A 13,594-nucleotide genomic window follows, 5' to 3' on the forward strand; every position below is an offset into this window, starting at 1 on the left:
TTCCCAGAAATTCTCTCTAAGTCCTTCATTTTGAATATATAATCGACAGGCGGTGGTGAAACCTCTGCAGGTGTAAGAATTAAAACGATATTTTACACAGGGGCGCGCTCCATCGGCCCCGCAGGCATGCAAATTCGATGGAAAAAACGTGTACGCACATTCCTGCGTCGATCAGGGTTGCACCGCAGTTGTAATCGGATCGCGTGCAGGAGTGCCGGATTGGATTGTTTGGAACTGTAAGGATAAGTACCGGAAAGCTGCCTCCATGGGAGCTCGCCGGTTGATGGTGTCGATAACGCTTGTCGTTTCGCCGACCCGTTGCAAGCGTCTCCTGCAGGCTCTCGAGGCAAGGCTGATTACATCGCCTGTCGTCGAAGTCCAGGTGTGTTCGCTGTAAACGGCCTGGCTGGTTTTGCGCGCATTGCCTCCACCTTGTCGTGCCGCTCGGGATGAGCGGCCCAGGTATGGCGTGCCCTCGGCATGACGATCGATTCCATGCGCCCTGTTGCGGCAGCAAGCTTTTGCTTCGCGTTGCCGCACGCCCGGGCATACCCCCCCTCCAGCTCTCCCCTCCCGCGTATGTCCCTGTACTTTGGCCGCCCTGGCAAGGCGGCCGCGGAACGGCCCACGGGTCGTGGAGTTATAAAAATGAAACGTATGTTGTTTAACGCTACGCAGCAAGAAGAGTTGCGCGTAGCGATCGTCGACGGCCAGAAACTGATCGACATCGATATCGAAACGGCTGGACGCGAACAGCGCAAGTCGAATATCTACAAGGGTGTCATCACCCGCATCGAACCCTCCCTCGAAGCTTGCTTCGTCAGCTACGGCGAAGACCGCCACGGCTTCCTCCCCTTCAAAGAAGTTGCCCGTACTTATTTCCGTGATGGCGTCGACGTCCGCAATGCTTCCATCAAGGAAGCCCTGCGCGAAGGCCAGGAGATCATGGTCCAGGTCGAAAAGGAAGAGCGCGGCAACAAGGGCGCGGCCCTGACCTCGTTCATTTCGCTGGCCGGCCGTTACCTGGTCCTGATGCCGAACAACCCGCGCGGCGGCGGCGTGTCGCGCCGTGTCGAAGGCGAAGAGCGCCAGGAACTGCGCGAGACGATGGACAAGCTGGACCTGCCGCAAGGCATGTCGGTGATTGCCCGCACCGCCGGCATCGGCCGCAACGTCGAAGAACTGCAGTGGGACCTGAATTACCTGATGCAACTCTGGCGCGCGATCGAAGGCGCCGGCAAGTCGGCCTCGGGCGCCTTCCTGATCTACCAGGAAAGCTCGCTCGTCATCCGCGCCATCCGCGATTATTTCCAGCCTGACATCGGCGAAGTCCTGATCGACACCGACGAGATCTACGACCAGGCCCAGCAGTTCATGAGCCACGTGATGCCCGACATGGCGCACCGTGTAAAACGCTACAGCGACGACGTGCCGCTGTTCTCGCGTTTCCAGATCGAACACCAGATCGAAACCGCTTACGCGCGCACCGTGCCGCTGCCATCGGGCGGCGCCATCGTCATCGACCACACCGAAGCCCTGGTCTCCATCGACGTCAACTCGGCACGCGCCACGCGCGGCTCGGACATCGAGACCACCGCCTTCAACACCAACTGCGAAGCGGCCGACGAAGTGGCCCGCCAGCTGCGCCTGCGCGACCTGGGCGGCCTGATCGTCATCGACTTCATCGACATGGAAGTGGCGAAGAACCAGCGCGAGGTCGAAACCCGCCTGAAGGACGCCCTGCACCATGACCGCGCTCGCGTGCAAATGGGCAAGATTTCCCGCTTCGGCCTGATGGAACTGTCGCGCCAGCGCCTGCGTCCGTCGTTGTCCGAAGGCTCCCACGTGACCTGCCCGCGCTGCTCGGGCACCGGCCACATCCGCGACACCGAATCGTCCGCCCTGCAAGTCCTGCGCATCATCCAGGAAGAGGCGATGAAGGAAAACTCGGCCACGATCCACGTCCAGGTGCCGGTCGACGTCGCAGCCTTCCTGCTGAACGAGAAGCGCGGCGAAGTCCTCAAGATCGAGAACCGCCACCGCATTACCGTGATCCTGGTGCCGAACAAGCACCTCGACACCCCGCACTACAAGCTCGAGCGCATCAAGCACGACGATCCGCGCCTGGAAGACGCACCGTCCAGCTACACGCTGGCCGAGTCCGCCGAAACCGACATGGCCTACAGCAAGCGCCAGAAGGAAGAAGCCAAGCCGCGCCAGGAAGCCGTGGTCAAGACCATCACCCCGGCCCAGCCGGCGCCGGTGGTCGACCGCAGCGAGCCGGTCAAGCCGGTCAAGGCCGTCGAAGCAGCCCCGGTCACGCCAGTGGCGCCTGCCCCTGCCGGTTTCTTCGGCAAGCTCAAGAGCTTCTTCTTCGGCGCACCTGCCCCGGTCGCTCCGGCACCGGTGGCTGCCGAAGCGGCCAAGCCGGCCGCCCCTGCCGCAGCCGAACGCGGCGAGCGCGGCGGCCGTGGCCAGCGTACCCGCAATGGCCGTAACGAAGGCCGCAACGAGGGCCGTGGCGCCAAGTCCGAGCGTAGCCGCGAAGAACGCGATCTGACGGCCAAGGCCGGCGTCGACGAAGCCGCCAAAGGCGAACTCGAGGCCAAGCCGGCACGTCCACCGCGTCCGCCACGCGAGCCGCGCGCTCCGCGTGAGGCACGCGAGACGGCCGAGGCAAGCCCGGCAGCACCGCGCGCCGAACGCGGCGAGCGTCCGGAACGCGCACCCCGCCAGCCGCGCGAACGCGCCGAGCGCAACCAGCCGGTCGAAGCCAAAGTCGATGCCAAGCTTGATGCCAAGGCGGAAGACCTGACGGCCATCCACGCGATTCCGACGCCGGAATCGGAGCTGTCGACGACGACCCCGCACGGCGACCAGCTGGAGCACGCGGTGAAAGCCGTGACCACGCAAGGTCCAAATGGCGAGGAAGTGGAAGCCGAAGGCGACGAGCCGCGCCGCCGCCGCCGCCGCGGTGGCCGCAACCGTAACCGCCGCGACCGCGACCAGGCCGATGGCATCGAGTCCGCCGAGCATGGCGAACACGAAGGTACGCCGGCCTTCATGCCGGTTGCCGACGAGGAAGCCGCCAAGGTGCAGGCCGCCGCCGCTGCCGAGAAGCCGGCCCGCAAGCCGCGTGGCGAAGGCAAGCAGCAAGCCAACAAACTGGCGCCATGGCCGTTCCCGACCGCCGCCTCAGTGGCCGCTGCACAAGCCAAGGCTGCTGCAAAAGCTGCTCCGGCTCCGGCTCCGGCCGCTGCTCCGGTAGCCCAGCCTGCCCCGGCAGCGCTGGTGCAAGCGCCGACCGCGCAGACCTGGTTCTTCCCGACCGCCGCGTCGGTGGCTGCCAGCAAGCCGGCTGCCGTGGTTGAACAGGCTGCGCCGGCACCGGTGCAGGCTGCTCCGGTCGAGGCTGCTCCTGCTCCGGCCCCTGCTCCTGCTCCTGCTCCGGCAGTGGTCGAGGCGCCGGCGGTGCAAGCTGCCGCGCCGCAAGCGCCAGCCGCTGCGCCAGCACCAGCTCCGGCAGCGGCACCAGCCCCTGCCGACCTGAGCGAACTGCTCGGTGCCGCCGGCCTGACCCTGGCCGCAACGGACCCGGAAAAGCTGCGCGCAGCCCAGGAAGCCGCCGCCCAGGCAGCCGCCCCGATCCGCGTCGGCCGTGCCCGCAAGCCGGCCCCGAAGCTGGCCGACGAGCCGCTGATCCAGGTCGACACCCGCCAGTAAGCCGGTGTTGAGCTGATATGGAAAGGGAAGCCGCGTGCTTCCCTTTTTTACGCCGCTCCCGGTAGGGTGGGCGCCCTGTGCCCACGCGGTACGCGATATGCAAGCACGCGGTGCCATGCCGTCAACAAGCGCCGATGTATCGAAACGGCGCAAAAAAGACCGGCCACCGGCGCGGATGTTTCCGGACGCCAGTTGTTGGATGACAGCCCGGCTGCAGGCCCAAAGGATGCGCCGCACCGCGTGGGCACGGAGTGCCCACCCTACGATGTTCATGCGTTCGATTGCACATCCTGACCTGTTTTCTTCCTGACTAACATGAACGACCACCCCGTTCCTTCACCGGTCACCCGCCGCGAAGCTTTCCTCTACTGGCTCAAGCTCGGCTTCATCAGCTTCGGCGGCCCTGCCGGCCAGATCGCGCTGATGCACACGGAACTGGTCGAACGCCGCCGCTGGATCTCCGAAGGCCGCTTCCTGCACGCATTGAACTACTGCATGCTGCTGCCCGGCCCGGAGGCGACGCAGCTGGCGGTCTACATCGGCTGGCTGCTGCACCGCACCTGGGGCGGCATCGTCGCCGGCCTGCTGTTCATCCTGCCTTCGCTGGCGATCCTGATCGGGCTGGCCTGGATTTACCTTGCCTTCGGCCATCTTGCGATCGTGGCCGGCATCATGAACGGCATCAAGCCGGCAGTGGTGGCGATCGTGCTGGCGGCGGCCTGGCGCATCGGCAGCCGCACGTTGCGCAACAAGGTGCTGATCGGCATTGCGCTGGCGGCCTTCGTCGCCATCGCGCTGCTGGGGGTGCCCTTCCCGCTCATCGTGCTGGGCGCGGCGCTTGCCGGCCTGGCCGGTGCGCGCCTGCGTCCGCAGGCCTTTCATCCCGCCAGCGCCCATGCCGCGGGAGAGGTTGCGCCGGCCACGGCCAGGCCGCGCGCCCTCATCGACGACGATACGCCCACGCCTTCCCACGCCCGCTTCTCGAAGCGTCACCTGGCGAAGGTGGTGCTCGCTGGCGTCGGCCTGATGGCGGCCGCCTGGCTGCTGCTTGTGCTTTGGGGCGGCGCCCGGGGCACGCTGGCGCAGATGGGCTGGTTCTTCACCAAGGCCGCCCTGCTCACTTTCGGGGGCGCCTATGCCGTGCTGCCCTATGTCGTGCAGGGCGCGGTCGAGCACTACGGCTGGCTGAGCGCGCCGCAGATGATCGACGGACTGGCGCTCGGCGAAACCACGCCGGGGCCGCTGATCATGATTGTCGCGTTCGTCGGCTTCGTCGGCGGCTGGACCCATACCCTGCTCGGGCCGGAAGCGCTGCCGCTGGCCGGCATCGCCGGGGCGGCGGTCGCGGCGCTGTTTACCTTCGTCCCCTCCTTCATCTTCATCCTCGCCGGCGGCCCGCTGGTGGAGTCGACACGCGGCAACCTGCGCCTGACGGCCCCGCTCACGGCGATCTCGGCGGCGGTGGTCGGCGTCATCGCCAGCCTGGCGCTCTACTTCGGGCGCGAGGTATTCTTCGCCGGCGGCCACCTCCAGCCGGCGGCGATCGTGCTCGGCGTACTGGCCGCTATCGCCCTGCTGCGCTACAAGGTCGGCACGATCACCTTGATCGCCGCCTGTGCACTCGCTGGCCTCGTGCTATCGTATTGGCATGGCTGAAAACATCATCATGCTGCACGATTTGCGAGCGCCCGCGCTGGCCGTGCCGGCAGCACCCGAAGCGCCGGTCGGCCACCTGGCCGATGCCCTCGCGCGCCCCCTGCACGACCTGCGTATTTCCGTGACCGACCGCTGTAATTTCCGCTGCGTGTACTGCATGCCGAAGGAAGTGTTCGGCAAGGATTATCCCTACCTGCCGCACGGCGACCTGCTCAGCTTCGAGGAGATCACCCGCGTGGCGCGCCTGTTCATCGCCCACGGCGTCGAGAAGATCCGCCTGACCGGCGGCGAGCCGCTGCTGCGCAAGAACCTCGAGCAGCTGGTGGCGATGCTGCGCGCCCTGCCGACGCCGTCCGGGCGCCCGCTCGACCTGACCCTCACCACCAACGGTTCGCTGCTCGCGCGCAAGGCGCGTGCGTTGAAGGATGCGGGCCTGGACCGCGTCACGGTCTCGCTCGACGCGCTCGACGACGCCGTCTTCAAGCGCATGAACGACGTCGACTTCGCGGTCGCCGACGTGCTGGCCGGGATCGACGCGGCGCATGCAGTGGGCCTGGGGCCGGTCAAGGTCAACATGGTCGTCAAGCGCGGCAGCAACGACGAGCAGATCGTGCCGATGGCGCGCCACTTCAAAGGCTCGCCGACCATCCTGCGCTTCATCGAATACATGGACGTGGGCGCCTCCAACGGCTGGAACATGGAGGAAGTGGTGCCATCGAGCGAAGTCGTGCGGCGCATCGCGGCCGAGCTGCCGCTGGTGCCGCAGGCGGCCAATTACACTGGCGAGACGGCGGCGCGCTGGCGCTATGTCGACGGCGGCGGCGAGGTCGGCGTCATCTCGAGCGTCACCGGCGCCTTCTGCAAGGATTGCAGCCGCATGCGCCTCTCGACCGAAGGCAAGCTCTACACCTGCCTGTTCGCCACCCGCGGCCACGACCTGCGCGCCCTGCTGCGCGCCGGCCACGACGACCTCGCGATCGGCGGGGCCATCGCGCGGCTGTGGCAGGGGCGCAGCGACCGCTACTCGGAAACGCGCACCATCAATACCGCCGGCCTCAAGGATGGGCTCAACAGCGCTGGCGCACGCAAGGTCGAAATGTCCTACATCGGTGGTTAAAACAACATGAACAAACACGAATCGATCAGCGGGCTGATCCTCGCAGGTGGACGCGGCACGCGCATGGGCCAGGTGGACAAGGGCCTGCAGCCTTTCCGCGGCAAGACCATGGCTGCGCACGTGCTCGAACGCCTCGCGCCCCAGGTGGCGAGCGTCGCCATCAACGCCAACCAGAACCTGGATGTCTACGCGGCCATGGGTGCGCCGGTCTGGCCGGACGACCTGCCCGGGTTCGCCGGGCCGCTGGCGGGCATGGAAGCGGGCATGCGGCGCTGCCAGACGCCTTACCTGCTCACTGCGCCCTGCGATTCGCCCTTCCTGCCGCCCGACCTGGCCGAGCGCCTGCTGCGCGCGCTGGAAGAGCAGGACGCCGACCTCGCGTTCGCGATGACCCGGGAGCCGGGCCAGCGCCCGCAGCCGCATCCGGTGTTTTGCCTGGTCAAGGCGAACCTGCTGCCTGTTTTGTCGAGCTACCTGGCCGAGGGTGGACGGCGCATGGACGGCTGGTACGCCGATCTGAAGGCGGTCGAGGTGCTGTTCGAGGACGCCGACGCCTTCCGCAACATCAATACCCTGGACGAGCTGCGCGGTCTCGACACCGGACGCGCACAGCGCCTGGCGGACGTGACGAGCTGCCTGTCGGATTACGACCCGGACGCCCTGCCCGTCAGGCAGGCGCAGCACATCATCCGCGAATTCGTGCAGCCCGTCGGCGCCATCGAGCAGGTGGCGCTGCGCGCCGCACTCGGCCGCGTGCTGGCGCGCGACCTCGTCTCGCCCATCGACGTCCCGGCGCACGACAACTCGGCGATGGACGGCTACGCGCTGCGCGGCGGCGACCTGCCGTTTGAGGGCGAGGCGCGCTTCGCCGTGATCGGCACCGTGTACGCGGGGCGGCCATCCAGTGCGGTGCCCGGGCCGGGCGAATGCGTGCGCATCATGACGGGCGGCGTCATGCCCGAAGGCTGCGACAGCGTGGTGCCGCAAGAGCTGCTGGCCGAGGATGGCGAACACGAGATCGTCCTGCGCGCCGGCACCATCCGCGCGGGCGACAACCGCCGCTTCGCCGGCGAAGATTTAAAAGCCGGCAGCCCCGCGCTGCGCGCCGGGAAGATCATCCGCCCGGCCGACCTGGGCCTGGTCGCCTCGCTCGGCATTGCCGAAGTGCCGGTGCGGCGCCGGCTGCGCGTCGCCTTCTTCTCCACCGGCGACGAACTGCGCTCGATCGGCCAGCCGCTGGACGAAGGCAGCGTCTACGACAGCAACCGCTACACCATCTACGGCATGCTGCAGCGCCTGGGCTGCGAGATCATCGACATGGGCATCGTGCGCGACGACCCCGCCGCGCTCGAGGAAGCCTTGCGCAGCGCCTGCGAGAACGCCGACGCGATCGTCACCTCGGGCGGCGTCTCGGTGGGCGCGGCCGACTACACCAAGCAGATCATGGCGCGCCTGGGCGACGTCACCTTCTGGAAGATCGACATGCGCCCCGGCCGGCCGCTCGCCTTCGGCCGCATCGCCTCCAACGGACACAGCGCCTTCCTGTTCGGGCTGCCGGGCAATCCGGTCGCGGTGATGGTCTCGTTCTACTTCTTCGCCCGCGAAGCCCTGCTGCGCATGATGGGCGCGCATGCTCCCCTGCCCCTGCTGCGCGCGCGCTCCGAAGCGCCGATCCGCAAGAAGCCCGGCCGCACCGAATACCAGCGCGGCATCCTCAGCCACGGCGAAGACGGCATGCCGCAGGTGCGCATCACGGGCTCGCAAGGGTCGGGCATTTTGCGCTCGATGTCGGAGGCGAATTGCATGGTGGTGCTGCATGATGAGCAGGGGGGTGTTTCGGCTGGGGACATGGTCGATGTGCTGATGTTCGAAGGGCTGGTGTAAAACACTCCCACGGCCCGACAACATCGCTATCGCCACAGTAGGGTGGGCGCCCCGTGCCCACGCGGAACTTCGCACTGACGCGGCTGTCATCAAAACCGATGCATCCGCGTCTTGTTGACACCTCTCATTGATCATCCACGATCCGTAACGAACGGCTGCGCGCGCACTCTACAATGCGCGCCACCATGAGCCGATACCGCCGCGCACGCACTAGTCCCACATATTTCTTCACCTTGGTTACGTTTCGACGGCAACCGATCTTGTGCCATGCGCTGATTCGCTCCGCCTTGCGCCTGGCGCTCCAAAACGTTCGCAAAACACGCCCGTTCCAGATCGATGCGTGGGTCCTGATGCCCGATCACCTGCACTGCATCTGGACCTTGCCGGATGGCGACGTGGACTATTCGACGCGCTGGGCGCTGATCAAAAACTCGGTATCGCGGTTTGCCGGCATGGTTGGTTCGTCAGACGGCAATGTGAGTGTATCGCGGCTCAAGCATCGCGACTCGGCCATCTGGCAACGCCGCTTTTACGAGCACGAAATCCGTGATGAGCGTGATTTTGAACGGCATATGGATTACGCCCATTACAACCCGGTCCGCCATGGATATGCCGAGAGTGCCCGGGCTTGGCCGTTTTCGACATTTCATCGGTATGTGCGACAGGGCGTGTACCCGCCGAATTGGGGTGGGACGGTTGAAGCGCAGTCAATGTCGTTGGAATAAGACAGGATTGGCGGTGCGGAGCGAACAGTCGGTGCAGCGGAATACGGATGCGGACGTAACGCGTGGGCACGGGGCGCCCACCCTACGGTTGTCAGCGCAGTGACGACACCATCAATCGTCCCGTTCCGCCTCCGGCCCCAACATCAGCTGCGCCGCCTCGCTCGGCAAGGCCTCCACCGACTTCAGCTTGCGCGCCATCTGCCGGCTGCGCACTTCGGCGCTTTCGATGTTCTTGGCGGCCTTTTCCAGGGTGGCCTTGGTGGCGGCGAGCACGTCGCCGAATTTGCCGAACTCGGTCTTCACGGCGCCCAGCACCTGCCACACTTCGGACGACCGCTTTTCCAGCGCCAGGGTGCGGAAGCCCATTTGCAGGCTGTTGAGCAGTGCCGTCAGGGTCGACGGGCCGGCGATCGTCACGCGCATCGTGCGCTGCAGTTCGTCGGCCAGGCCGGGGCGGCGCATGACTTCGGCGTACAGGCCTTCGGTCGGCAGGAACAGGATCGCGAAGTCCGTGGTCTGCGGCGGCGACACGTATTTTTCGCAGATCGTCTTGGCCTCGCCGCGTACCGCACGTTCGAGTTCGGCGCCGAACCTGGCCACGCCGTCGGCGTCGGCCCGGTCCTGGGCTTCGACCAGGCGCTCGTACTGCTCCTTCGGGAACTTGGCGTCGATCGGCAGCCACAGCGGAGGACCGCCTTCGACGGTGCCGGGCAGCTTGATCGCGAATTCGACCCGCGCGTTGGTCCCGAGCACGGTCTCGACGTTCTTGGCGTACTGGTCCACCGTCAGCACCTGCTCGAGCAGCATTTCGAGCTGCACTTCGCCCCAGGTGCCGCGCGTTTTCACGTTGGTCAGCACGCGTTTCAGGTCGCCCACGCCGATCGCCAGCTGCTGCATTTCACCGAGACCCTGGTGGACTTTTTCGAGGCGCTCGGAGACGTGGCGGAAGGATTCGGTCAGGCGCGTTTCCAGCGTCGTGTGCAGCTTTTCGTCGACCGTCTGGCGCATCTCTTCCAGGCGCTTGGCATTGTCCGTCTGGAGGTCGCGGATCTTGTGTTCGAGCGTGGCGCGCACTTCCAGCATGCGCTGGGCGTTCGATTCGGTGAGGTTGGCGAGGGTCTGCTGCAGCGTGTCGGCGAAACGCTTGAGCGCGCGCGCCTGCTCTTCGCGCCCGCCGGCCGCGTGCAGCTGCATCTGCTGGCGCATGCTGTCGAGCTGCTGGGCGGTCGCCGCCTGGTGCTGGGCCATATGGCCGGCCAGCTCCTGGCGCGTGGCCTGGGCGCTGTGCTGGAGTTCGAGGCGCAGCTCGCGTTCGAGACGTTCGAAAGCCAGCCCCTGGCCGTCCCCTCCCCGCGGGCGCAGCAGCATCAAGGCCTGCAGCGCGATCACGACCAGCAGCGCCGCGGCCAGTACCAATTCGAAAGTGGTCATCAGTCCGCCTTATTCCGCATCCAGTCGGCGGTCTGGTAGAAAGACTGCATCAGGCGCAGGCGCATCTCCTCGTCCATGCCGATGTCTTCCATCGCCCAGGCCATGGCGCGCAGCCACTGGTCGCGCTCCTGCGTGCCGATCGCGAACGGCAGGTGACGCGCGCGCAGGCGCGGGTGGCCGTAGCGTTCGATGAAGAGGTCGGGGCCGCCCATCCAGCCGGACAGGAACATGAACAGCTTCTCGCGCGAGCTGTCGTTGGGTTTGGGGTGCATTGCGTGGATGCCGGCAAATTCCGGCTCCAGTTCCATCAGGTCGTAAAAGCGGTCGACCAGTTCGCGCAGGCGTGCTTCGCCGCCGATGATTTCGTACAGGGTTTGGTTCTCGGACATGGCGCCATGATAGCGTAGGGTGGGCGCCTCCACCAGAACGGATGCGCACCTGCGGCTTTTGCTGTGCACACGCGAAGCGTGGACGGCAAAGCCGTCCACGCCCCCCTTACGCTTCGCGCAGCGTCTGCAGCGGCGGCTGGCGCAGCACCCCGCGCAGCCCCAGCCACCCGCCGACGAGCGCGCACACCGCGCCGACCGCGATCCCGGCCAGCCACACGCCCGGCTCGAAGGCCCAGGGGAACTTGAACTGGTACGTGGCCAGCGCCCATCCCAGCAGCGCAGCGCCGCTGGCCGCCAGCAGGCCGGCCAGCCCGCCGACCAGCACGAACTCGATGCGCTGGGCCTGGGCCAGCTGCTTCTTGGTGGCGCCGAGGGCGCGCAGCAGCCCCGCTTCCCGGGTGCGCTCCGACTGCGATCCCATCAGCGCCGCGTAGAGCACCAGCACGCCCGAGGCGAGCGTGAACAGGAACAGGAATTCGACGGCCACCACGACCTGGTCCACCACTTCCTGCACCTGGCGGATGATGCCGCTGACGTCGATCACGGTCAGGTTCGGGTAGGCACGCGCCAGCTCATTGGTAAAACCCGTGGCCAGGCCCGCGCCCTGCTGCGGCAGGTGAAAGGCGGTCATGTAGGTGGCCGGCGCGTCGGCCATGGCGGCCGGGTTGATGATGACGAAGAAGTTGGCGCGCATCGAGCCCCATTCGAGCTTGCGCAGGCTGGTGATCCTGGCGTCGACGACGATGCCGGCCATGTCGAAGCGCATGACGTCGCCCAGTTTCAGGCCCAGGGTGTTGGCGATGCCCTGCTCCACCGAGGCTTCGGAGACGCCCGGCGCATCGCGATACCAGGCGCCGCCCACGATCTCGTTGCCTTCCGGGGCCTGCGTCATCGTCGACAGGTTAAATTCGCGGTTGGCCAGGCCGCGCGCGCGGTCCTCGGTGTAGGTGGTCGAGGTGATCGGCTTGCCGTTCACGGCGGTCAGGCGGCCGCGGATCATCGGGTAGAGCACCGGCTTCTCGACGCCGGCGCCGACCATGCGCCGCGCGACATCGTCCTTCTGCTCCGGCAGCACGTTGATGACGAATCGGTTCGGCGCATTCTCGGGCGTGGCGCGCTGCCAGGCCGCGACCAGGTCGCCGCGCACCACGGTCAGCAGGAGCAGCGCCATGAGGCCCAGCGCAAGCGACACCACCTGCACGATGGTGGCGCCCGGACGGCGCTGCAGCGAAGTGACGGCGAAGCGCCAGCCCTGGTGGCTGGACACCCCGCGCAGGCGGCGCAGCAGGCGCAGGCCGAGCCAGGCCACCAGCGCAAACACGGCGAAGCCGCCAAGGAAGCCGCCGGCGGTGGTCAGCGCCAGTTTCGGGTCGCCCGCCTGCCACAGCAGGAGCAGCACGAACACGCCGATGCCCAGGCCGTAGGTGGCCAGCGCCATCGGCTGCGGCGCGGCCTGCTCGCGGCGGATCACGCGGTTGTGCGGCACGTTGCGCAACTGCAGAACCGGCGGCAGCGCGAAGCCGACCAGCAGCAGCATGCCGGTGGCGATGCCCTGCAGGGCCGGCAGCGGCGACACCGGCGGCAGGTCGGCCGGCAGCAGGCCGCCGATCAGTTCCAGCAGCACAAAATGCGCCGCAAAACCGACGGCCACGCCGATGATGCTGCCGGCCAGCCCGACCAGCGCGAATTCGATCAGGTACAGGGCGCCGACGCCGTTTTGCGTCATGCCCAGGCAGCGCAGCATGGCGCAGGCGTCGAGGTGGCGCTGCATGAAGCGGCGCGCCGCCATCGCGACCGCCACCGCAGCCAGCATCGCCGACAGCAGGCCGACGAGGGACAGGAACTGGTCGGCGCGCTCGAGCGTCGCCTGCATCTCGGGGCGGCCGTTTTCCAGCGACTCGATGCGCACGCCCTTGACGTTGTCCTGGGCGATGCGCTCGCGCACCCAGCGTCCGTACTCGAAGGCGCGCTCCATGTCGTTCTGGTTGGGCGCGGCCACCTGCATGCGGTAGGTGACGCGGGCGAAGTTGTCGACCAGGCCGGTGGACGGCAGGTCGCTCAGCGCCAACATCACGCGCGGCGCGAAGTTGGCGAAGGAGGCGCCGCGGTCCGGTTCGGCCGCGACCAGCTGCGCGATGGTGAAGCGGCGGTCGCCCAGCTGCAGCGTATCGCCGACCTTCACGCCGATCCCGGTCAGCAGGTTGGCGTCGACCCAGACCGTGCCCGGACTCGGCACGCCGCGCGTCGGCGTGCCGCGCGCTTCGCTGGCCTGGATCGGATCGGTGGTGATGCGTAGTTCGCCGCGCAGCGGATAGCCCGGGGAGACCGCCTTGATCGAGGCCAGCTGCGCCATCGATGCGTCTCCCTCGCCGCCCTGCGCCATGCTCGGGAAGGTGACGGTGTCGGCCAGCAGCAGGCCGCGGCGCTGCGCTTCCAGGCGCCACGCGGCGGGCACCGGATTGTCGGCGTTGACAAGCAGGTCGGCGCCCAGCAGCTGGTTGGCGTCGCGCGCCAGGCCGGCGCGCATGCGGTCGATGAAGAAGCCGACCGAGGACAGGGCCGACACGGCCACGATCAGGGCGACGAGCAGGAAGCGCAGTTCGCCGGCGCGCCAGTCGCGCGCGGTCATGCGGAGGGACTGTCGGAAGGACGCGATGAGCATGGCAGTG

The 13,594-nt window shown here is 67.3% G+C and carries 8 protein-coding genes; 5 read left to right on the top strand and 3 right to left on the bottom strand.

Annotation, left to right across the window (positions count from 1 at the left end; translation table 11 throughout):
• Positions 1-648: 648 nt before the first annotated feature.
• From ACWCIA_RS03565 to ACWCIA_RS03585, 5 genes are all read left to right on the top strand, one after another.
• A complete protein-coding gene (locus ACWCIA_RS03565; protein WP_454161032.1) occupies positions 649-3,723 on the top strand; it encodes an Rne/Rng family ribonuclease in 3,075 nt (1,024 codons plus the stop codon).
• A 315-nt stretch (positions 3,724-4,038) separates the two neighbouring features.
• Positions 4,039-5,379 carry a chromate efflux transporter gene (chrA, locus tag ACWCIA_RS03570; protein WP_454161034.1) on the top strand — a complete coding sequence of 447 codons (1,341 nt, stop codon included), beginning with the start codon at positions 4,039-4,041 and terminating at the stop codon, positions 5,377-5,379.
• Positions 5,372-6,496, top strand: coding sequence for a GTP 3',8-cyclase MoaA (moaA, locus tag ACWCIA_RS03575; protein WP_454161036.1), 1,125 nt, complete (start codon positions 5,372-5,374; stop codon positions 6,494-6,496). The genes chrA and moaA overlap by 8 nt, the downstream gene beginning before the upstream one ends.
• A gap of 6 nt (positions 6,497-6,502) precedes the next feature.
• Complete coding sequence (gene moeA, locus ACWCIA_RS03580) at positions 6,503-8,380, top strand: molybdopterin molybdotransferase MoeA (RefSeq protein ID WP_454161038.1); 1,878 nt, start codon at positions 6,503-6,505, stop codon at positions 8,378-8,380.
• A gap of 173 nt (positions 8,381-8,553) precedes the next feature.
• Complete coding sequence (locus tag ACWCIA_RS03585) at positions 8,554-9,105, top strand: REP-associated tyrosine transposase (protein ID WP_454161040.1); 552 nt, start codon at positions 8,554-8,556, stop codon at positions 9,103-9,105.
• A 111-nt stretch (positions 9,106-9,216) separates the two neighbouring features.
• On the opposite strand, the gene ACWCIA_RS03590 is transcribed toward ACWCIA_RS03585, so the two are convergent.
• From ACWCIA_RS03590 to ACWCIA_RS03600, 3 genes are all read right to left on the bottom strand, one after another.
• The gene (locus tag ACWCIA_RS03590) at positions 9,217-10,536 is read right to left on the bottom strand and encodes a DNA recombination protein RmuC (RefSeq protein WP_454161041.1); all 1,320 of its coding nucleotides are present in this window, start codon (positions 10,534-10,536) and stop codon (positions 9,217-9,219) included.
• On the bottom strand, positions 10,536-10,925 hold the full coding sequence (locus tag ACWCIA_RS03595) for a group II truncated hemoglobin (protein ID WP_454161043.1): 390 nt from the start codon (positions 10,923-10,925) through the stop codon (positions 10,536-10,538). Before ACWCIA_RS03595 ends, ACWCIA_RS03590 begins: the two co-directional genes overlap by 1 nt.
• A gap of 106 nt (positions 10,926-11,031) precedes the next feature.
• Positions 11,032-13,554: an ABC transporter permease gene (locus ACWCIA_RS03600; RefSeq protein ID WP_454161045.1), complete on the bottom strand. Its 2,523-nt coding sequence runs from the start codon at positions 13,552-13,554 to the stop codon at positions 11,032-11,034.
• Positions 13,555-13,594: the final 40 nt, after the last annotated feature.

It is taken from the genome of Massilia sp. SYSU DXS3249 (assembly GCF_053668055.1).